Annotated in this window: 18 protein-coding genes; 4 read left to right on the forward strand and 14 right to left on the reverse strand. The window is 72.6% G+C overall.

Translation table 11 applies throughout. The features are described from left to right. Positions 1-34: 34 nt before the first annotated feature. The 9 genes from kynU to AB0H53_RS15870 form a co-directional block, all read right to left on the reverse strand. Positions 35-1,225 (reverse strand): kynureninase, encoded by a 1,191-nt coding sequence (kynU, locus tag AB0H53_RS15830; RefSeq protein WP_362112403.1) that lies wholly within the window; start codon positions 1,223-1,225, stop codon positions 35-37. Then, a complete protein-coding gene (gene kynA / locus AB0H53_RS15835; RefSeq protein ID WP_362112406.1) occupies positions 1,218-2,063 on the reverse strand; it encodes a tryptophan 2,3-dioxygenase in 846 nt (281 codons plus the stop codon). The genes kynU and kynA overlap by 8 nt, the downstream gene beginning before the upstream one ends. Before the next feature lie 385 nt (positions 2,064-2,448). Further along, positions 2,449-2,862 (reverse strand): DUF3151 domain-containing protein, encoded by a 414-nt coding sequence (locus AB0H53_RS15840; protein WP_362112409.1) that lies wholly within the window; start codon positions 2,860-2,862, stop codon positions 2,449-2,451. A gap of 126 nt (positions 2,863-2,988) precedes the next feature. After that, positions 2,989-4,011, reverse strand: a complete 1,023-nt coding sequence (fbaA, locus tag AB0H53_RS15845; RefSeq protein WP_362112412.1) for a class II fructose-bisphosphate aldolase — start codon at positions 4,009-4,011, stop codon at positions 2,989-2,991. Positions 4,012-4,192: 181 nt separating this feature from the next. Continuing rightward, on the reverse strand, positions 4,193-4,741 hold the full coding sequence (gene pyrE / locus AB0H53_RS15850; protein ID WP_362112415.1) for an orotate phosphoribosyltransferase: 549 nt from the start codon (positions 4,739-4,741) through the stop codon (positions 4,193-4,195). A gap of 24 nt (positions 4,742-4,765) precedes the next feature. Next, positions 4,766-5,572, reverse strand: a complete 807-nt coding sequence (locus AB0H53_RS15855) for an aldose 1-epimerase (protein ID WP_362112418.1) — start codon at positions 5,570-5,572, stop codon at positions 4,766-4,768. A gap of 10 nt (positions 5,573-5,582) precedes the next feature. Continuing rightward, positions 5,583-6,488 (reverse strand): SRPBCC domain-containing protein, encoded by a 906-nt coding sequence (locus tag AB0H53_RS15860; protein WP_362112421.1) that lies wholly within the window; start codon positions 6,486-6,488, stop codon positions 5,583-5,585. A gap of 60 nt (positions 6,489-6,548) precedes the next feature. After that, positions 6,549-8,228, reverse strand: coding sequence for a polyamine aminopropyltransferase (locus AB0H53_RS15865; RefSeq protein WP_362112424.1), 1,680 nt, complete (start codon positions 8,226-8,228; stop codon positions 6,549-6,551). A 30-nt stretch (positions 8,229-8,258) separates the two neighbouring features. After that, on the reverse strand, positions 8,259-8,795 hold the full coding sequence (locus tag AB0H53_RS15870; RefSeq protein WP_362112427.1) for a DUF2617 family protein: 537 nt from the start codon (positions 8,793-8,795) through the stop codon (positions 8,259-8,261). Between the two features lie 870 nt (positions 8,796-9,665). Between AB0H53_RS15870 and AB0H53_RS15875 the strand changes: the two genes are divergently transcribed. Further along, complete coding sequence (locus AB0H53_RS15875) at positions 9,666-10,835, forward strand: pyridoxal phosphate-dependent aminotransferase (protein ID WP_362112430.1); 1,170 nt, start codon at positions 9,666-9,668, stop codon at positions 10,833-10,835. A 299-nt stretch (positions 10,836-11,134) separates the two neighbouring features. Next, positions 11,135-12,193 carry a hypothetical protein gene (locus tag AB0H53_RS15880; protein ID WP_362112432.1) on the forward strand — a complete coding sequence of 353 codons (1,059 nt, stop codon included), beginning with the start codon at positions 11,135-11,137 and terminating at the stop codon, positions 12,191-12,193. Between the two features lie 81 nt (positions 12,194-12,274). On the opposite strand, the gene AB0H53_RS15885 is transcribed toward AB0H53_RS15880, so the two are convergent. Next, the gene (locus AB0H53_RS15885) at positions 12,275-12,811 is read right to left on the reverse strand and encodes a YbjN domain-containing protein (protein ID WP_362112435.1); all 537 of its coding nucleotides are present in this window, start codon (positions 12,809-12,811) and stop codon (positions 12,275-12,277) included. A gap of 166 nt (positions 12,812-12,977) precedes the next feature. Next, the gene (clpB, locus tag AB0H53_RS15890) at positions 12,978-15,584 is read right to left on the reverse strand and encodes an ATP-dependent chaperone ClpB (protein WP_362112437.1); all 2,607 of its coding nucleotides are present in this window, start codon (positions 15,582-15,584) and stop codon (positions 12,978-12,980) included. A 124-nt stretch (positions 15,585-15,708) separates the two neighbouring features. Between clpB and AB0H53_RS15895 the strand changes: the two genes are divergently transcribed. Then, positions 15,709-16,122 (forward strand): pyridoxamine 5'-phosphate oxidase family protein, encoded by a 414-nt coding sequence (locus AB0H53_RS15895; RefSeq protein ID WP_362112440.1) that lies wholly within the window; start codon positions 15,709-15,711, stop codon positions 16,120-16,122. A 150-nt stretch (positions 16,123-16,272) separates the two neighbouring features. On the opposite strand, the gene AB0H53_RS15900 is transcribed toward AB0H53_RS15895, so the two are convergent. Further along, complete coding sequence (locus tag AB0H53_RS15900; RefSeq protein WP_362112443.1) at positions 16,273-16,590, reverse strand: (2Fe-2S)-binding protein; 318 nt, start codon at positions 16,588-16,590, stop codon at positions 16,273-16,275. A 430-nt stretch (positions 16,591-17,020) separates the two neighbouring features. Between AB0H53_RS15900 and AB0H53_RS15905 the strand changes: the two genes are divergently transcribed. Continuing rightward, on the forward strand, positions 17,021-18,013 hold the full coding sequence (locus tag AB0H53_RS15905) for a helix-turn-helix transcriptional regulator (protein WP_362112446.1): 993 nt from the start codon (positions 17,021-17,023) through the stop codon (positions 18,011-18,013). Between the two features lie 104 nt (positions 18,014-18,117). Here AB0H53_RS15905 and AB0H53_RS15910 read toward each other — a convergent pair whose 3' ends face one another. Further along, entirely contained in the window at positions 18,118-18,564 is a 447-nt protein-coding gene (locus AB0H53_RS15910; RefSeq protein ID WP_362112449.1) for a helix-turn-helix domain-containing protein, read from the reverse strand. Between the two features lies 1 nt (position 18,565). After that, positions 18,566-19,744 (reverse strand): molecular chaperone DnaJ, encoded by a 1,179-nt coding sequence (gene dnaJ / locus AB0H53_RS15915; protein ID WP_362112452.1) that lies wholly within the window; start codon positions 19,742-19,744, stop codon positions 18,566-18,568. Positions 19,745-19,860 lie beyond the last annotated feature (116 nt).

A 19,860-nucleotide genomic window follows, 5' to 3' on the forward strand; every position in this document is an offset into this window, starting at 1 on the left:
CCAGCCCCGTCGCCCCCGCGGACCAGGCCGGACGTCAGCCCAGCACCTCCGCCAGGACGCGGGCCGCGCGCTCGGTGTCGGCGAAGCCGACGTACAGCGGGGTGAAGCCGAACCGCAGCACGTCGGGGCGGCGCAGATCGCCCACCACGCCCCGGTCGATCAGCTCCTCCATCACCGCCGGGGCGGTCCCGCAGCGCAGCGCCACCTGGCTGCCCCGCTCGGCGTGCGCCTCGGGCGTCACCGGGACGACCCGGCCCTCGGGGACGTAGGCCCGGACGCACTCCAGGAAGAAGTCGGTCAGCGCCAGGCTCTTGGCCCTGACCGCCGCCACCGACACCCCGTCCCACACGTCGAGCGCGGCTTCGAGCGCCAGCATCGACAGGATGTCGGGCGTTCCCACCCGGCCCCGCGCCGCCCCGGCCGCCGCCTCGTAGCCGGAGGTCATCGCGAACGGGTCGGCGTGCGAGTTCCAGCCGGGCAGCGGTGAGTCGAAGCGCGCCTGGTGGCGGGCCGCGACGTACAGGTAGGCGGGTGAACCGGGGCCGCCGTTGAGGTACTTGTACGTGCAGCCGACCGCCAGGTCCACGCCGTGCGCGTCCAGGTCCACGGGCAGGGCGCCCGCGCTGTGGCACAGGTCCCACACGGCCAGCGCGCCGGCCCGGTGCACGGCCCCGGTGATGCCCGGCAGGTCGTGGAGCCGGCCGGTGCGGTAGTCGACGTGGTTGACGAGCACCGCGGCGGTGCGCGGGCCCACCGCGTCCGTCACGTCCCCGGGCTCGGCGGTCACCAGGCGCCTGCCGGTCAGCCGGGCGGCCGACTCGGCGATGTACCCGTCCGTCGGGAACGTCGTCGCGTCGACCACGACCTCGTCCCGCTCGGGCGGGGCCAGCCGTACCGCTCCGACCAGTGCCTTGAACACATTGACGCTGGTGGAGTCGCCGACCACGACCTGGCCCGGCGCCGCCCCGACGAGGGGCGCGATGCGCGCGCCGATCCGCTCCGGCGCGGTCCACCAGCCGCTCTCGTCCCAGGAGCGTATGCGCAGTTCGCCCCACTGGCGGGTGATGACGTCGGCCATGCGGTCGGGCACATGGCGGGGCAGCGCGCCCAGCGAGTTGCCGTCGAGGTAGACCACGTCGTCGCTGAGGGCGAACAGCTCGCGGTGTCCCGCCAGTTCGTCCTTTTCGTCCAGCGCCCGCGCCTTGTCGATGAGTGCCTCAGACATGGCTGCGCGCCGTCCACAGCTCGGGGAAGACGTTCTTGCGGGCGCGCTTCTCCAGCCACGCCACTCCGGCCGAGCCCCCGGTGCCGGTCTTGGAGCCCATCGCGCGCCGGGTGGCCACCAGGTGGTCGTTGCGCCAGCGCCACACGAGTTCGCCGACATCCGTCAACGCCTCGCCCAGCCGCACCAGTTCGCCGTTCTGGTCGGGGTCGGCGTACACCCGCGCCCAGATCTCCTCGACCGCCTGCGACGGTTCGTACTTCTGCGTCAGGTCCCGGTCGAGGACCTCGGCCGGGACCGGCAGTCCGCGCCGCGAGAGGAGCCGCAGCACCTCGTCGTACAGGCTCGGCTCGTTGAGCGCCTTCTCCAGCTCGGCGTGGACGCGCGGCGAGCCCCGGTGCGGGACCAGCATCGACGCGGACTTGTCGCCCAGCAGGAACTCCAGCCGCCGGTACATGGCCGACTGGAACCCGGAACCGTCGCCCAGCGCGCTGCGGTAGGAGTTGAACTGCGCGGGCGTCAGCTGTCCGAGCGGCGTCCAGGACGCGTTCAGCGCCTCGAACTCCCGCACGGAGCGCTTGAGGGCGTCCATGGCCACCTGGAGGCGGTCCTCGCGCAGGGCGCGGCTCGCGGTCTCCCACTCGTGGACGATGACGGTGAACCACAGCTCCATGACCTGGGTGGTGACGAGGAAGACCATCTCTCCCGGATCGTCCGAGAGCGGGTGCTGGAGGTGGGTGAGGACATCCGCCTGGACATAGTCCTCGTACGGTGTCGTGCCCGCGAAGTCCAGATTCGGGGTGTCCGAACCGGCTGCGGAGGCATCGGGGGAAGTAGACATCGCTGTCTCCATCAATGCGTGCTACCGGGTAGCGGTCCGCTCCTTCCGCGTGGCAGTGGAGCCCCGGTCCCCTCGGTCCCGCGTCACGCGTCGGGTGCGCGCGGTCCCAATCGCATCATCGCACGAGAGCCCCGGTGATGTTGAGGCCCTCGGGACGATGGGGCCCGGCACCGGCCGGCGCCCCCGGAGTCCGGATCCGCAGGCAGGGATCCGGACGCCGGATCCGGGCCCCTGTCCGGTCCAGATGCCTGATCCCGGACGCCGACCCCGGGTGCGACCCCGGATACGGACCCCGGATACGGACCGCGTTCCTCACGGCGGGACCCGCCCACCGGCGCACCGGGGGCGGGTCCCGTCGGGTGCCGGTTCCCCACCGGCCCGGGTGTCAGCCCAGGGTGTCGGCGGCCTCCGGCGACGAGTCGCGCAGGAACACCGAGCAGCGCTCGTACTCCTCCTGCTCACCGATCGCCTGCGCGGCGCGCGCCAGGGCGTGCAGGGCGCGCAGGAAGCCACGGTTCGGCTCGTGCTCCCAGGGCACCGGGCCGTGGCCCTTCCAGCCGCTGCGGCGCAGCGCGTCGAGGCCCCGGTGGTAGCCGGTCCTGGCGTAGGCGTACGACTCGACGACCCGGCCGCCCGCGAACGCGTCGTCGGCGAGCTGGGCCCAGGCGAGCGAGGACGCCGGGTACTTCGCCGCGACGTCGGCGGGCGCGGCACCGCCCGCGAGGAGCTCACGGGGCTCGGGGTCGTCGGGCAGCAGGGTGGGGGGCGGTCCCCCCAGAAGGTTCTCGTGGATGGCCATGCCCCCAGTGTCACAGGCCCGGCACCGCGTCGGCGATGCCGGGCCCGTACCCGCCACCCGTGGGCGCCGGAGGTGTCGCTCCGGCGCCGTCGTCCTGGCTGTCTCAGCCCTGGTCTCCGGGCCGCGTCACTTCAGCTTGGTGCCGGTCGAGCGCAGCGCGGCGCACGCCTCGGTCACGCGCTTGGCCATGCTCGCCTCGGCCAGCTTGCCCCAGGTGCGGGGGTCGTAGGTCTTCTTGGAACCGACCTCGCCGTCGACCTTCAGCACACCGTCGTAGTTCTTGAACATGTGGTCGGCGACCGGGCGGGTGAAGGCGTACTGGGTGTCGGTGTCCAGGTTCATCTTCACGACGCCGTTCTCCAGCGCGGTGGCGATCTCCTCCTGGGAGGAGCCGGAGCCGCCGTGGAAGACGAAGTCGAACGGGCTGGCCTTGCCGAAGCGCTCGGCGACGCCCGCCTGGAGGTCCTTGAGCAGCTCGGGACGGAGCACGACGTTGCCCGGCTTGTAGACGCCGTGCACATTGCCGAAGGAGGCGGCCAGCAGGTAGCGGCCCTTCTCGCCCAGGCCGAGGGCCTCCGCGGTGCGGATCGCGTCGTCGACGGTGGTGTACAGCTCGTCGTTGATCTCGTGGCTGACGCCGTCCTCCTCGCCGCCGGTCGGGGTGATCTCGACCTCAAGGATGATCTTGGCGGCGGCGGCCTTCGCGAGCAGTTCCTGGCCGATGGCCAGGTTGTCGGCGAGGGTCTCGGCCGAGCCGTCCCACATGTGCGACTGGAACAGCGGGTTCTCGCCCTTGGCGACACGCTGGGCGGAGATGTCGATCAGCGGGCGGACGTAGCCGTCCAGCTTGTCCTTCGGGCAGTGGTCGGTGTGGAGCGCGACCGTGATGTCGTACTTGGCGGCGACGATGTGCGCGAACTCGGCCAGGGCGACCGCGCCGGTCACCATGTCCTTGCTGTACTGGCCGCCCAGGAATTCGGCCCCACCGGTCGAGATCTGGATGATGCCGTCGCTCTCGGCCTCCGCGAAGCCGCGCAGGGCAGCGTGCAGGGTCTGGGACGAGGTCACGTTGATGGCCGGGTAGGCGAACTTGCCTGCCTTCGCCCGGTCGAGCATCTCGTTGTAGACCTCGGGGGTTGCGATGGGCATCTGTCCGCTCCTTGTGATGTGCGGTGGCGTTCGTTGCTGGACCCTGACCTGTGGGCGACGTCATCGTCGCACCTATCTTCCCAGACCGCCGCGCGGGCTCCACCCCGCCTGCCACAAGGGGCGGACGGTTTCACGTGAAACCGTCCGCCCCTTGAAAAAAGCCCAGCTCAGGGCCCGGCGCTCAGGCCAGGCCCAGCTCGTTCAGCCCGTACGCGTACCGGTACGGCACCCCGGCCGTCTCGCTGATCCTCTCCGCCGCGCCGGTCGCCCGGTCCACGATGGTGGCCACCGCGACGACCTCGGCACCGGCTTCGCGCACCGCCTCGACGGCGGTGAGCGGCGAGCCACCGGTGGTGGAGGTGTCCTCCACCACCAGGACCCGGCGGCCCTTGATGTCCGGGCCCTCGACCCGGCGCTGCATGCCGTGGGCCTTGGCGGCCTTCCGCACCACGAACGCGTCCAGCGTCCGGCCGCGCGCGGCGGCCGCGTGCAGCATGGACGTGGCCACCGGGTCGGCTCCGAGGGTGAGGCCACCCACCGCGTCGAAGTCCAGGTCGGCCGTCAGATCGAGCATGACCTGACCGACGAGCGGCGAGGCGACCCCGTCCAGGGTGATCCGGCGCAGGTCGATGTAGTAGTCGGCCTCCAGACCCGAGGAGAGGGTCACCTTGCCGTGCACCACGGCCTTGTCCTTGATCTGCTGGAGCAGATCGGCGCGTACGTCAGTCATGCCCATGAGCTTAGAGCGCGCCACTCACAGCCGCCGCCAGGCGAAGGTCGTCGCGACCTCCAGCGGTTCGATGGGCGTGACCAGGCGCGGGTCGGTGTTGAGGCCGTTGGGCGGACCCGACTGCGGCTCCACGCACACCGCCGCCTCCTGCTCGTCGTAGACCACCACCCAGGGGGCGCGGCTGGTCACCCTCAGCTCCAGCACGCCCGGCCAGGTGAGGGTGACGTCGACTCCGTCCGGCATCCCGAAGCAGTCGTCCCAGGGGCCCGGGGCGGGCGCGACACGGCGGCCGGTGGGCAGGTGGTCATCGCCCCGCTCCTCCTGCCACCGCGGCGTGAAGTCCAGCTCCACGGCGCTGTCGCCGAGTTTCCGGTTGAACCACGGGTGCCAGCCCGCCTGGGCCGGGAAGGAGTCCCCGTACGTCTCGACGCCCAGTTGGAGGGTGAGTGAGTCCTCGGACAGCTCGAAGGTCTGGGTGACCCGGCCCGGGTACGGCCAGGGTTCGGCGAGATCGCAGGTGAAGGCCGCGTCGCTCCCGCCGGCCCGGACGGTCCGCCAGGCGGTGTCCCGCACGGTGCCGTGGATGGCGTGCGGTGGCGAGTTGAGCGGCAACTGATGCCAGGTGGCGCCGTTGAGGAACCGGCCGTTCCCGGTCCGCCCGCACCAGGGGACCATCGGGAAGGACCCGTACCGCTCGCCCTGCCGGAGCAGTTCGGTGCCGCCGATGCGCAGGCTGTCCACGCGGCAGCCGTTCGCCGGGGCGACGGTCACTTCGACGTCGCCGGCGGCCAGCCGCACCTTCTCTTCGCTGCTACTGCTGCTGCTACTCACACCGCCGACACTACTTGCGGCGCCGCAGGGCCCGCCCGACCACCACGGCGGAGGCGAGCGCCAGCGCGGCGGCGGGCGCGAGCCAGCGCAGGACGTCCGACGCGCCGCCGGTGTCCGGTCCGGGCGTCGGCGTGTACCGGCCGCGCGGCGGGGCGTGGTCGACCTCCTCGGCGCTGCGGCCGATCATGGTGCGCCGGGCGTGCGCCGCCTCGACCGGCGCGGCGTCGGCCGCCACGAAGTCCTCGTCGGCCAGCGGGTCGAGGGCCGGCGGCGGCACCACCGCGTCGAACACGGACGCCGGTACGGCCTCGTCGACCACGCCGCCCGGGCCCTCGGCTCCCTGGTCGACCCCGTCGTCGTCGAAGGCGCCCATGTCCTCGCCCGGCGCGGGCGCTCGGAGCTCCTGGGGCTCCGCGCGCCGCTCCGGCTCGTCCCGGTCGTCGTCCGCGCCCGGGGCCGGGTCGTCACCGGACCGGGCGGAGGCGGCCGGGGCCGTTTCCGCGAGGGACTCGGCGAAACGGTCCAGCAGGCGGTGCGCCGCCGACGTGGCCGCGTCGGGCTCCAGTTCAGCCAGTCGGCCGTCCGCGCTGGTGGTGCCGGTGAACGCCAGCGTCGTGCCCCCCTCCGCCGGAGCCAGCCGGACCGTCAGCGCGAGCTTCGCCGAGCCGGTGCCGCGCGCCTCGGCGCCCTCGCCCTCCACGGAGAGGACACCGTCCTCCCGCTCGGCGACGCGCAGGGCGCCCCGGTAGGTGATCGTGTGTCCGCCGACGCGCACCTTCAGCCGGCCCGACAGGGGGTCGGCGGACGCGTCCGCGTCCTGTTGGAACCCGGGCACGCAGCGGGCCAGCCCGGCCGGGTCGGCCAGCAGCTCGCGCAGGGTCGGGACGGGGACCGGAACGAACACCTCATGCTCCATGGAAGCCGAGCCTACCCACGCGCGGCCGTCGCGTCTGCGTGTCGTCAAGGGCAAAAGGAGTCACCCGCCGTACCTGGGGTGCACCAGCGTCGACGGCGCGAGGCCCGGCAGCCGGGTCCGCTCGGCCCGCTCCGCCGACGCCGCCAGCACCGCCGGCGCCAGGGACCGCAGCGCGGGGACGTCCGCCGGGAGGGCGAGCTCCGGCGGGGTGCCGCCGGGCCTCGCCAGTACCAGTCCCCAGTCGTGCGGGGTGGTGGAACCGCCGGTGGACCGGTCGGGACCGTCCGCGAAACCGGACGCCCGCCCGGTCGCGCAGTACGGCCGGGTGCCGAAACCCGCCGCCCGCAGCGTCGCGTCCACCGTCCAGTACGTCCGTGGACGGGACGCCATCGGCCCGGCGTGCACCGCGAGCCGTCCGCCGCCGGCGAGGACCCGCGCGGCCAGGCCGTAGAACTCCTGCGCGTACAGCTTGGTGCTGGCCGTGATGCCGGGGTCGGGCAGGTCCGAGATGACCACGTCGTACCGCCCGGTCGCCGGTTCCGCCCGCGCCACCGGCTCCGCCCGCCCCGGTGGCTCCGGCCGGCCCGCCGCCTCCCGCAGCCAGCGGAAGGCGTCCGCGTACACCACCCGCACGCGCGGATCGGTGTACGCGCGGCCGTTGAGCGTCGACAGCTCCGGGTCGGTCCGCGCCAGCCGGACCACGCCTTCGTCCAGGTCGACCACGGTCACCGACTCGACGTCGTCGTACCGCAGCACCTCCCGCACCGCCAGCCCGTCACCGCCGCCCAGGACCAGCACGCGCGCGTGGGGCCCGCGCATCGCCGGATGCACCAGCGCCTGGTGGTAGAGGTGCTCGTCGCGCCCGCTCACCCGCAGCCGCCCGTCCAGGAACAGGTCGGGCGGTTCGCCGCGCGCGCCGGTCAGCACCACCTCCTGCACCTCCGTCTGGACCGCGACCCGCACCCGCTCGCCGTACACCGCCCGGCGCGCCGCCTGCTCGAAGTCGTCCACCAGCACGGCGGCCGTCGCCAGCACCCCGAGCACCAGCACATTGGCGGCGATCAGCGACCACCGTCCACGGGCGGTCAGGTCCCGCCCGAACAGCCACAGCACCATGGCCCCGCCCGCCACCGCGTTGACCGCGCCGGTCAGGAGCGCGCTGGTCAGCTGGCCCAGCCAGGGCAGCAGCAGGAACGGAAAGGCCAGGCCACCGATCAGCGCCCCCACGTAGTCGGCGGCGAACAGATCGGCGACCGTGCCGCCCGCGTCCTGCTCGGCCCGTCGTGAGATGCGCTGGATCAGCGTCATCAGCAGGGGTATCTCCGCGCCGATCAGGACGCCGATGCCGAGCGAGAACGCCACCAGCGCGTACCGCGACTCGCCCAGCCACGCGAACGTGGCGTACAGCGCCAGGGCCGAGCAGCCGCCGACCAGCGCCAGGGCCGCCTCGACCAGACCGAAGCCGACAGCGGCCCGGTACCGCAGCCGCTTGGCGAGCAGCGAACCGACGCCCATCGCGAAGACCATCACCGACAGGACGACGGAGGCCTGCGTGACGGAGTCGCCGATGAGGTAGGAGGCCAGCGCGACCAACTCCAGCTCGTACACCAGACCGCACGCGGCACAGACGAAGACGGCGGTCAGCACCACGAACCGCCCCGTGCGCTGCCGCACGGGCGGCGGTGCCTGGCCCCGGGCGGGCGGGGCGGCGAGGGAGGGGGGCGCTTCGATCACTCCCATAACGCTACGTCACGGCATCATCGCGGTTAGTCACCCACACGGGTGCAAGTGGCGCGCTGTCGGCATACGGACCCCCACCCGGGTGCGGGTCACCACGAGTTGGCCTTCCTGCGGGTAGGCGTGCCAGGTGCGCCACCGCACCTGCCCCTCGTGCCGCTGGGCCAGCATCGCCGTGAAGGCGTGCGGCGAGCCGGGGAACGTACCGGCGAGGCCATGGGGATGGTCGGCGACGAGTGCCAGCAACTCCTGCGCGCGGCCGGCGAAGGAGCCCCGCGAGAGCGTCTCGACGCGGGCGGCGAACTCGTACTCCCACTCCCCGATCCGCTTCGCCACACCCAGCGGCAGCGGGGTGCTGCTGCCGGGCATGCAGGCGACGGTCTCGGAGCATCTGCCCCGCTCCTCCTCCAGGAGGACCTGGTGGGAGGCGCCGAGGAGTCGGAGCTGGAGTGAGGCGCCGGACAGCTCGAGATCGAGCACGGCGAGGGCGGGCAGGGCCTCCCGGTCGAGCGCCCACGCCAGGTCGGCGGCGCGCGTGTCGGTATAGGCGGTGTTGAGCGTCGTGAGCATGGGTCGGCTCCACAAACACGGCTTGACGGATGCACCGGGGGCGTCCCGGCAAACGTTCGGGGGGAGGACTTGGGGATCTCCTTCTCGGGTCCGCGCCAGGTCCGAGGGCTGGAGGTTCTCGACAGCGAGCGAATCATGAACAGCGCATGACTCACAGCGTTTTTACCCAACTTGACGCGGTTTCCATCCCCGCGGGGGCCTGCCGGTTCAACTGTTCAACGAAAACAGGGTGAGTGGACCTACAAACCCGGCAACAGGACGGCGCCCGGCGGGAGTTGATTCCCGTCCGGACGCCATCGGTGTCACGGACCAGCTGCCCCGTGTCAGCTGCCTCCGCATCCGCCCCCGCCGCACGACGAACTCCCGCCGCACGAGGAGCCCCCGCCGCTGCTCCCGCAGGAGGCCCCACCGCCACCCCCGGCCCACCAGCTGTTCCGCGAGCCTCCGGCGGCGGTGCCGTAGCGGGCCCGGCGGCGCCTTCCGCTCCGCCCGCCGGAGACCACGTTCACCAGCACCGCGGCGCCCGCCAGGATCAGCAGAGCGGCGAAGATCATTCCGAACTCCATGCGATTCACCCTCCCCCGTGTCGTTCGTGTGAGGGGGATGCCCACCCGCTCCCCCGGCCCAATCCGAATTGAGGAAGTCCAGAGCTTCCGGCGCGGCCGCGCTCCCCGACCGCGCCGCACCGGACCGCCGCACCGGACCGCCGTACGGGCCACCGTCCGGGGTGCCGTACGGGCCGCTCGCACCCCGGACGGCACCCCGGACAGGAGCGGGACGGGAGGCGGCCGGGTGGCCGGGAGGAGCGAGTGCCGCCGCGGTCCGGAGCCCACTTGAGGAACCCCGGACGTTCGGCCCAGGATGGCCGCCATGAAACGACCGCCGCTCAACCGCCGCCTCGCCGAGTTCGGCACGACGATCTTCGCGGAGATGTCCGCGCTCGCCGTCCGCACCGGTTCGATCAACCTGGGCCAGGGCTTCCCGGACACGGACGGCCCGGAGGAGATCCGGGAGGCGGCGGTCCGCGCCCTGCGCGACGGCCGCGGCAACCAGTACCCGCCCGGGCCCGGCGTCCCCGAGCTGCGTACCGCGATCACCGAGCACCAGCGGCGGCGGTACGGCCTCGTGTACGACCCCGACACGGAGGTCCTGGTCACCGCGGGCGCCACCGAGGCCATCGCCGCGTCGCTGCTCGCGCTGGTCGAGCCGGGGGACGAGGTGATCGCGCTGGAGCCGTACTACGACTCGCACGCCGCCTGCGTCGCCATGGCCGGCGGCACCCGTGTGCCGGTCACCCTGCGCCCGGAGGGCGGGCGGTTCGTCCTGGACCTGGACGAGCTGCGCGCCGCCGTCACGGACCGCACCCGCCTCATCCTGCTCAACACCCCGCACAACCCCACGGGCACCGTCCTCACCCGCGACGAACTCGCCGCCGTCGCCGCGCTGGCCGTCGAGCGCGACCTGCTCGTCGTCACCGACGAGGTGTACGAGCACCTGGTCTTCGACGGTGCCGAGCACCTGCCCATCGCCGCGTTCCCCGGTATGCGCGAGCGGACCGTCACGATCTCCTCGGCGGGGAAGACCTTCTCGTTCACCGGCTGGAAGGTCGGCTGGGTCACCGCCGCACCGGACCTGACCACGGCCGTCCGCTCGGCCAAGCAGTACCTGACGTACGTCTCCGCCGGGCCCTTCCAGTACGCCGTCGCGGAGGCGCTGCGCCTGCCGGAGGCGTACTTCGACGGCCTGCGCGCCGATCTGCGCGCCAAGCGGGACCTGCTCGGCGACGGGCTCGCGAGGGCCGGCTTCGAGGTCTACCGGCCCTCCGGCACGTATTTCGTCACCGCCGACATCCGCCCGCTCGGGGAGGACGACGGCATCGCGTTCTGCCGGGCGCTGCCCGAGCGGTGCGGGGTGGTCGCCATCCCCACGGCGGTCTTCTACGACCACCGCGAGCAGGGGGCGCCCTTCGTCCGGTTCGCGTTCTGCAAGCGCACGGAGGTGCTGGCGGACGCGGTGCAGCGGCTGACGGCGGTGGGCTAGCGCCTCAGGGCGGCGCTGTCACGGCGACACGCGCGCGCCGGGTCCGCTCCGGGCGGCCACCACCCGGGCGGGCGCCCTGCGCTCGCGCCGTCCGCGCGCGCCCCGGAGGGTCGGGGTGAACGATCACGCGCGCCCGGAGGTGCACCCTGTCCGCCGAGACGTCCGCCGAGACCTTCGACCGCACCGGGGCCCGCGCCGGGGCCCGGCCGGTTCCCCGCCGGCGGACCGCCCTGCTCCGGGCCGCGCTGCTCCGGGCGGCGCCCGCGCTGGGGCTGTTCGCCGCCGCCCGGCTCACCGGGATGGCCGTGATGGCGCTGTGGGCGTGGCACATCGACCGCTCGCCGCGCGCCCTGCTGGCGGGCTCCTGGGACTCCGACTGGTACCTGCGGATCGCCGCGCACGGCTACGGCCGGGTCCTGCACTGGCCGGACGGCGCCGTCCAGTCCGACATGGCCTTCTTCCCGCTCTACCCGGGGCTCGTGCGGGCGGTGACGGCCGTCCTGCCGGTGAGCGGCGGTACGGCCGGGCTGCTGGTGTCCTGGACGGCGGCCGGGGCTGCGGCCTGGGGCATCCACCTGGTCGGCGAGCGGCTGCACGGGCGGGCCGTGGCGACCACGCTGGTGCTGCTGTGGGGGCTGCTGCCGCACTCGATCGTGTTGTCCATGGCGTACACCGAGCCGCTGCTGACGGCCTTCGCGGCCTGGTCGCTGTACGCGGTGCTCACCCGGCGCTGGCTGTGGGCGGGCGTGCTGGCGGCGCTCGCCGGGGCTTCGCGGCCCAACGGGGTCGCGGTGGCGGCGGCGGTCGGCGCTGCCGCGGTGTACGAGCTGTACCGGCTCCTCAGGGACCAGCGCCGTACCGACTGGCGGATCTGGGCGGCGGCGGCGACGGCACCGGCCGGCTGGGCGGGCTACCTGCTGTGGGTGGGTTCGCGCACCGGGGACCTGCTGGGCGGGTACTTCGCGGTGCAGGCCGGCTGGACGTCGCGGTTCGACTTCGGGGCGGGCACCGTCCGCTTCGCGCGCACGGTCGCGACCCGGCCCATGGACCTGGGCTTCACGGTGTCGCTGGTGCTGACGGGGGTGGGGGTGCTGCTGTTCGCGCTGCTGGTGCTGGACCGGCCGCCGCTGGTGGTACTGGTCTACACGGCGGTGCTGGTGGTGATCGCGGTGGGCGGGTCGGGATTCTTCGAGTCCAAGCCGCGTTTCCTGCTGCCGGCCTTCCCGCTGCTGCTGCCGCTGGCGTGCGCGCTGCGAAAGGCCCGGCCGCGGGCCGCGATCGTGGTGATCGCGGCCCTGGCCGGGCTCTCGTTCGGCTACGGGACCTATCTGCTGACGCTCGCCACGATGGCGCTGTAGCGCACCGGCGGCACGGGCCCCGCGCACCGCTTCGGGCTCAGGCCCGGGGGCACCCCGGGAGCGCCGGGGGCACGACCGGGGTCAGGCCTCGACGTCGGGGCCCTCGTCGCCCTCGGCCACCAGGCCGAACTGCTCCAGGAGCCACTTGTCGAACTCGATCGAGGCGCGCACCCAGCTGACCGTCGACTGCACGAAGTGCTCCAGGGCCACCCCGGTGCCGATCAGCATCTGCGCCTCGCCGATGAGCCGGACGGTCGCGCCGCCCTGCTCGTCCTCGTGCAGGTGCGTGTAGACCTTGGGCCACAGGGTGCGGCGGTTCCAGTCGTCGATCGTCTCGAGGATCTTCTCCTTGTTCTCGACCGGGTGGGGCCGGTCGTAGAAGGTCCGCACCGAGAAGACCTGCTGGTCGTCCTCGCCCCGGAACATGAAGTACGTGCGGAACTCCTCCCACGGCGCCGCGAGGTCACCCTCGTCGTCGACGACGTACTTGAGCTCCATCTGGTCGAGCAGCTGCTTGACCAGGTCCTGGTCCGGGACGACGGGGCCCGCCGGTCCTGCGGCCTGCTGCGGCTGGGGCTGGCCCCCGAAATTCGGAATCGAGGACGGGTCGATGCTCACCGTGAATTTCCCTTCGTACGATTGCGGCCATCCTCTCCCATCCCGGGCGGGGGCTGGCAAGCCCGGGAACCGGCGATCCGCTGGGAGCTGACAGGATCCGGCCCGCGGCGAGGCCGCAGCGGGACGTGGCGGCCGGGCCGGAACGGGGTGGCCGGGCACGGGGGGTTCACCTCACCGGGCCCACGACCAGGCCGTCGCCGTCCGCGTCCCGGTCCACTCGGACCGTGTCGCCGTCCCTGACCTCGCCCGCCAGGATCTCCCTGGCGAGCCGGTCGCCGATCGCCGTCTGGACCAGGCGGCGCAGCGGGCGCGCGCCGTACGCCGGGTCGTGGCCCTCGGCGGCCAGCCACTCCAGGGCGGCCGGGGTGACGTCCAGGGCGAGCCGGCGTTCGGCCAGCCGCTTGGCCAGGCGGGCGATCTGGAGGTCGGCGATGTGCGCCAGCTGCTCCCGGTCGAGGGCGGAGAAGACCACCAGGTCGTCCAGGCGGTTGAGGAACTCCGGCTTGAAGGAGGCCCGGACCACCTCCAGGACCTGCTCCTTCTTCTGCTCCTCGCTGCTGACCGGATCCATCAGGAAGTGGCTGCCCAGGTTGGAGGTCAGGATCAGGATGGTGTTGCGGAAGTCGACCGTCCGGCCCTGGCCGTCCGTCAGGCGGCCGTCGTCCAGCACCTGGAGCAGGATGTCGAAGACCTCCGGGTGCGCCTTCTCCACCTCGTCCAGGAGCACCACGCTGTACGGGCGGCGGCGCACCGCCTCGGTGAGCTGGCCGCCCTCCTCGTACCCGACGTAGCCGGGAGGAGCTCCCACCAGCCGCGCGACGCTGTGCTTCTCGCCGTACTCACTCATGTCGACCCGGACCATCGCCCGCTCGTCGTCGAAGAGGAAGTCGGCGAGCGCCTTGGCCAGCTCGGTCTTGCCCACACCGGTCGGGCCGAGGAAGAGGAACGAGCCGGTGGGCCGGTCCGGGTCGGCGATGCCCGCGCGGGTGCGCCGGACCGCGTCCGACACCGCCCGTACCGCCTCGGTCTGGCCGATCAGCCGCTTGCCGAGCTCGTCCTCCATGCGCAGCAGCTTCTGCGTCTCGCCCTCCAGCAGGCGGCCGGCCGGGATGCCGGTCCAGGCACCGACGACGTCGGCGATGTCGTCCGCGCCGACCTCCTCCTTGACCATGGTGCTCTTCGCGTCGGCGGTCTTGGCGGCCTCCTGCTCGGCCTCGCTGGCCTCCTCCAGTTCCCGCTCCACGGCCGGGATCTCGCCGTACAGCAGCTTGGCGGCGGTGTCGAAGTCGCCGTCGCGCTGGGCCCGCTCGGCCTGGCCGCGCAGCTCGTCCAGCCTCTCCTTCAGCTCACCGACGCGGTTGAGGCCCTGCTTCTCCTTCTCCCAGCGGGCGGTCAGGCCGCGCAGCTCCTCCTCCTTGTCGGCGAGGTCACGGCGCAGCTTCTCCAGCCGCTGCAGGGAGCCCGGGTCGCTCTCGTTGTTGAGCGCGAGCTCCTCCATGCGCAGGCGGTCCACCGCGCGCTGGAGCTCGTCGATCTCGACGGGCGAGGAGTCGATCTCCATGCGGAGCCGGGAGGCCGCCTCGTCCACGAGGTCGATGGCCTTGTCGGGCAGGAAGCGGGAGGTGATGTACCGGTCGGAGAGCGTCGCGGCGGCCACCAGCGCGGAGTCGGCGATCTGGACCTTGTGGTGGGCCTCGTACCGGCCCTTGAGGCCGCGGAGGATCGCGATGGTGTCCTCGACGCTCGGCTCGGCCACCAGGACCTGCTGGAAGCGGCGCTCCAGGGCCGGGTCCTTCTCGATCCGCTCGCGGTACTCGTCCAGGGTGGTGGCGCCGACCATGCGCAGCTCGCCCCGGGCGAGCATCGGCTTGAGCATGTTGCCGGCGTCCATGGCGGAGTCACCGCCGGCGCCCGCGCCGACGACCGTGTGCAGCTCGTCGATGAAGGTGATGATCTGGCCGTCGCTGGCCTTGATCTCGGACAGGACGGTCTTGAGCCGCTCCTCGAACTCGCCCCGGTACTTGGCGCCGGCCACCATCGCGCCGAGGTCGAGGGCCACCAGGCGCTTGTTCCTCAGGCTCTCGGGGACGTCGCCCTTGACGATGCGCTGGGCGAGTCCCTCCACGACGGCGGTCTTGCCGACGCCGGGCTCACCGATGAGCACCGGGTTGTTCTTGGTGCGGCGTGACAGGACCTGCACGACGCGGCGGATCTCCTGGTCCCGGCCGATGACCGGGTCGAGCTTGCCGTCCCGCGCGGCGGCGGTGAAATCCGTGCCGAACTTCTCCAGGGCCTTGTACTGGCCCTCCGGATCGGGTGTGGTCACCCGGCGTCCTCCCCTTGCCTTCTCGAACACGTCCAGCAGCTCCCTGGCGCCGGCCCCCTGCTGGGCCAGCAGCTCCCCGGCCCGGCCGCCCTTGGCCGCGATGCCGATGAGCAGGTGCTCCGTGGACAGGTACTCGTCGCCCAGCTCCCGGGCCCGCTGCGAGGCGTCGGCGATCACGGCCAGCAGCTCGCGGTTGGGCTGCGGCGGGGCGACGGTGGAGCCGGTGACGCTGGGCTGGGCGGCCAGCAGCCGCTCCACCCCGGACCGGACGGCGGCCTGGTCCGCCTCGACGGCGGCGAGCAGGTCGGTGATGTTCTCGTTGTCCTGGCCCGACAGCAGCGCGAGCAGCAGGTGCGCGGGGGTCAGGTCCGGGTGCCCGTCGGACACCGCACGGCTGGTGGCGGCGTTGAGAGCGTCCCGGCTCTTGTTGGTCAGCTCGGCGTCCACGGCGGGTCTCTCCTCCTCGGCTGCGAATGGCTGATGCCAGTCTTTGACTCATCCAACGTACACAAACTTGAGTCTATTCCACTCAAGGTGGTGGGCGGTAGCCACCCCCGGTAGGTTCCGGCACATGGCCATCGACCCCCGCCACCCCGGCGACTCGTACCTCGCCTTCTGGCGCGAGTACCACATGTGCACCCTGACCACGCCTCGCCCGGACGGCACTCCGCACGTCGTCGCGGTGGGGGTGACCTACGACCCGGAGGGCGGCGAGAAGGGCATCGCCCGGGTGATCACCAACAAGCACAGCCGCAAGGTCGCCAATGTCCTGGCGGCCGGCCCCGAGGGCGCCCGGGTGGCGGTCTGCCAGGTCGACAAGGGGCGCTGGGCGACGCTGGAGGGCGTGGCGAGGGTCCGTACGGAGGCGGAGACGGTCGCCGACGCGGTCGCGCGCTACGCGGAGCGCTACGGGCGCACCCCGTCGCCCAATCCGGACCGGGTGGTCATCGAGATCGCCCTGACCCGGGCGATGGGCCGCGCGTAGGGCGTGGCGGCGGGAGTGGGGGGACGGCGCGGCGTGCCGGGAACCCCGGGCGCACCGGGGCAGCACAACGGCGCCATCGTGTTTCAGGTCCACGATGGCGCCGTTGTGTGGGGGAAGCACCCGAGCGATTTACAACGACGGGGGAACCGCTCAGGCGCTGCGGGGGGTGGCGGTGGTGGTCTCCGGCTCGACGAGCTGGTGATCGCGCTGGTCGAGGTTGACGAAAATCATGCCGTAGCGAATGGCGCAGCGGACGGGCTGCGGGGCCCCTCGGGGGCGGCGAAGGCAGCGGTAGGCGCGGATGTCCTCGTCGTCCCCCCGGGTGATGACGATCGGCTCACCGAAGAGGGTGACCATCAACGAATCGCCACCGTGCGGCACGGCGGTGACGAGATCGATGAAATGCCACCCGGAACGGTAGGCGGACGCCATCTCGCGGCGGAAGCGCGAGTCGTCAGGGACGTTCATGCGCCCGTGACCGCCGGGGCGGCCTCCCACGTGGGTTCACGCCACGCGGTGGGAGCGCTGTCCCACGTGGGCTCACCCGAACCCGGTGCGACGTCCCATGTCGGTTCACGCCAACCGGTGGGGGTGACGTCCCGGGCGGACTCCCCCGCGGCGCGCGGCGCGAAATCCCACGTGGGCTCCCCCGCGACGACACTCCCTGCGGGTTCGCTCTCCCACGTCGGTTCGCCGTTGGTGGCGACAGCGCCGAGAGCAGCCGCGGCGCCAACAGCTATGACGCTAAGTGCACGAACCATCCTGGTCATGGACGATCTCCACCTCTTTTTGTCCTTACCTCCTCCCCCGCGAGTAAGACGATGGCTCACTCCGAACGCTTGCACCAGGCAGGCCAGGCATCATGTTCCTGAAATACAGGACCCTGAGGGGGGTGCAAATGCAGTCGAAGAGGGGCGATACGGACAGAGGGCACAGCCACGGCCAGGACGGTGAGCTGTGCGAAGCGGGGAAGCATCTGTACGCGACGGCTCTGCGGGCCGGCCGGATAGCGCGGTCGGAGGCGGACGGGGCGCCCTGCCTCCTCGAACTCGCCCTGCTGCATCCGGATCCCGACGATGCCCAGTGGCTCCGGCCGATACCTCCGTCCATCGCGCTCAACCAGCTGATACACCCGATCGAGCGCGAGATCCAGGAGCGCAGGCAGCTGGCCATCTCCTTGGCCGACACCTTCGAGCCATTCATGACCATCAAGGCGTCCGTGCCGCCGACCACCCAGGCCGTCAGCGTCCTGGAAGGGCTCGCGCTGATCAACGCCACCCTGGACCGGGTGATGGACGAGTGCACCACGGAGCTGCTCACCATCCAGCCCGGCAGCGGGCGCAAGCCGGAGACCGTCAAGGCGGGGCTGCGCCGGGTCGAGCCGCTGCTCGGCCGGGGGGTGCGCATGCGGACGCTGTACCAGCACACCGCGCGCCACCACTCCGCCACCATGGCCTACGTGGAGCGCATCGCCCCCTACGGCCTGGAGGTCCGCACCCTTGAGGAGATCATCGACCGGCTGATCATCGTCGACCGGAAGGTGGCCTTCGTACCGGCCCGCCGGGACCGCCAGGTGGCCCTGGAGCTGCGCCACGAGGGGCTGGTGCAGTACCTGGTCGGCGTCTTCGACCAGTTCTGGCTGCGCGGCATCCCGTGGGAGGACGAGGTCTGTTACGCGCCCGCCCTCAACGGCGTCAGCGGCGTCCAGCGGTCCATCGCCCGGCTCCTGGTCGAGGGCCATGTGGACGAGGCCATCGCCCGCCGCCTGGGGATGAACGTACGGACGTGCCGGGCGCACATCGCCAAGCTCGCCTCCGCGCTGGGCAGCGGCAGCCGCGCCCAACTCGGCTACCTGATCGCCCAGTCGGGCATCCTGGAGCAGGACCACTGAGCTCCCGCCGGCCGCCCGCGCGGCTGCCCGGCGGGGGTCCCGGAACGGCGTGAGGCCCTCCCCGGACGACGGGAACGCCGTACGGGAAGGGCCTCACGGAAGGGTCACTCGCCGCGCTTGGGGGGACGCCACACCACCAGGGCGCTCGCCTGCTGCACGTCCTGGTAGGGCACCAGGTCGCGCCGGTAGGAGGCGTGCACCTGGGCCTCGCGCTGCCGGATCGCCGCCGCCGCGCCCTCCACGGCCGCGGTGAGCTCCGCGACCCGGGACTGCAACGCCGCGACCTGGTTCTCCAGCTCGATGATCCGCTTGATACCGGCCAGATTGATGCCCTCGTCCTGCGACAACTGCTGCACCTGCCGGAGCAGTTCGATGTCGCGGGCCGAGTAGCGCCGGCCCCGTCCGGCCGTGCGGTCCGGGGAGACCAGGCCGAGCCGGTCGTACTGGCGCAGCGTCTGCGGGTGCAGCCCGCTGAGCTGGGCCGCCACCGAGATGACGTACACCGGCGTCTCGTCGGTCAACTCGTACGGATTGCGGCGGCGTCCGTCCATCTCAAGCCCCCTTCGCAGCCTGGAACAGCTCCGCCCGCGGGTCCTCGCCCGCGGTCGCCTCACGGTAGGTCTCCAGCGCCTCACGCGCCTTGTCGCCGAGCTCCCCGGGCACCGCCACCTCGACGGTCACCAGCAGGTCGCCGCGGGTGCCGTCCTTGCGGACCGCGCCCTTGCCCCGCGCGCGCATGGTCCGCCCGTTGGGCGTGCCCGCCGGGATCTTCAGCGTGACCGGGGGCCCGCCCAGGGTGGGCACCCGGATCTCGCCGCCCAGCGCCGCCTCGGTGAACGAGACCGGCACGGTGACGGTCAGGTTGTCGCCCTTGCGGCCGAACACCGGGTGGGAGTCGACGTTCACCACGACGTACAGGTCACCGGCCGGGCCGCCCCGCTCGCCCGGCGCGCCCTTGCCGCGCAGCCGGATCCGCTGCTTGTCGGAGACGCCCGCCGGGATGCGGACCTGCATGGTGCGCGACGACTTGGCCCGGCCGCTGCCCCGGCAGACGTCACAGGGGTCCTGGGCGATGAGCCCGCGGCCCTTGCAGTCCACGCACGGGTCGGTCAGCGAGAAGGAGCCGCTGCCGCCGCGCGACACCTGTCCGGTGCCGACGCAGGTCGGGCACACCCGCGGGGTGCCGTTCTTGTCGCCGGTGCCCGAGCACGCCTTGCACGGCTGCTGGCTGGACATCCGCAACGGGACCGTGGCCCCCTCCACCGCCTCGGTGAAGCTGAGCGTCACCTCGGACTCGACGTCCTGGCCCCGGCGCGGCTGGGTGCGCGGACCCGCGCCGCCCCGGCCGCCGAACAGGCCGCCGAACACGTCCCCGAGTCCGCCGCCGAAACCACCGGCGCCCTGGCCGCCGCCCTGGGCACCGCCGAAGAGGTCGCCCAGGTCGAAGTTGAACGTGCCGCCCGCGCCGCCCGGGCCCGGGCGGAACCCGCCGTTGCCGAAGAGCGCGCGCGCCTCGTCGTACTCCTTGCGCTTCTTGGGGTCACCGAGGATGTCGTTGGCCTCGGAGATCTCCTTGAACCGCGCCTCGGCACCGGTGTCGCCCTTGTTGGCGTCCGGGTGGAACTCGCGGGCGAGCTTCCGGTACGCCTTCTTGATCTCCGCCTCGGTCGCGTCCTTGGGGACGCCGAGAACCTTGTAGTAGTCCTTCTCCACGAAGTCCTTCGTGCTCATCGACGTCCCTCCTCTCGGACGATCTCCCGAACGGTCCCGGTGCCCGGCGCCCACGACCCTGGGGGGACCTCCGTGACACGCAGGACCGTGCGGATCGCGATGAACGGCGTCACCGG

The sequence above is a fragment of the Streptomyces sp. NPDC050856 genome, from assembly GCF_040653855.1.
Lineage (GTDB): Bacteria > Actinomycetota > Actinomycetes > Streptomycetales > Streptomycetaceae > Streptomyces.

What these genes read in the sequence shown, in the direction of transcription:
- kynU (WP_362112403.1), bottom strand. Translation starts at nt 1,225, where the DNA reads ATGTCTGAGGCACTCATCGACAAGGCGCGGGCGCTGGACGAAAAGGAC.
- kynA (WP_362112406.1), bottom strand. Translation starts at nt 2,063, where the DNA reads ATGTCTACTTCCCCCGATGCCTCCGCAGCCGGTTCGGACACCCCGAAT.
- AB0H53_RS15840 (WP_362112409.1), bottom strand. Translation starts at nt 2,862, where the DNA reads ATGGCCATCCACGAGAACCTTCTGGGGGGACCGCCCCCCACCCTGCTG.
- fbaA (WP_362112412.1), bottom strand. Translation starts at nt 4,011, where the DNA reads ATGCCCATCGCAACCCCCGAGGTCTACAACGAGATGCTCGACCGGGCG.
- pyrE (WP_362112415.1), bottom strand. Translation starts at nt 4,741, where the DNA reads ATGACTGACGTACGCGCCGATCTGCTCCAGCAGATCAAGGACAAGGCC.
- AB0H53_RS15860 (WP_362112421.1), bottom strand. Translation starts at nt 6,488, where the DNA reads ATGGAGCATGAGGTGTTCGTTCCGGTCCCCGTCCCGACCCTGCGCGAG.
- AB0H53_RS15865 (WP_362112424.1), bottom strand. Translation starts at nt 8,228, where the DNA reads ATGGGAGTGATCGAAGCGCCCCCCTCCCTCGCCGCCCCGCCCGCCCGG.
- AB0H53_RS15870 (WP_362112427.1), bottom strand. Translation starts at nt 8,795, where the DNA reads ATGCTCACGACGCTCAACACCGCCTATACCGACACGCGCGCCGCCGAC.
- AB0H53_RS15875 (WP_362112430.1), top strand. Translation starts at nt 9,666, where the DNA reads ATGAAACGACCGCCGCTCAACCGCCGCCTCGCCGAGTTCGGCACGACG.
- AB0H53_RS15880 (WP_362112432.1), top strand. Translation starts at nt 11,135, where the DNA reads ATGGCCGTGATGGCGCTGTGGGCGTGGCACATCGACCGCTCGCCGCGC.
- AB0H53_RS15895 (WP_362112440.1), top strand. Translation starts at nt 15,709, where the DNA reads ATGGCCATCGACCCCCGCCACCCCGGCGACTCGTACCTCGCCTTCTGG.
- AB0H53_RS15900 (WP_362112443.1), bottom strand. Translation starts at nt 16,590, where the DNA reads ATGAACGTCCCTGACGACTCGCGCTTCCGCCGCGAGATGGCGTCCGCC.
- AB0H53_RS15905 (WP_362112446.1), top strand. Translation starts at nt 17,021, where the DNA reads ATGCAGTCGAAGAGGGGCGATACGGACAGAGGGCACAGCCACGGCCAG.
- AB0H53_RS15910 (WP_362112449.1), bottom strand. Translation starts at nt 18,564, where the DNA reads ATGGACGGACGCCGCCGCAATCCGTACGAGTTGACCGACGAGACGCCG.
- dnaJ (WP_362112452.1), bottom strand. Translation starts at nt 19,744, where the DNA reads ATGAGCACGAAGGACTTCGTGGAGAAGGACTACTACAAGGTTCTCGGC.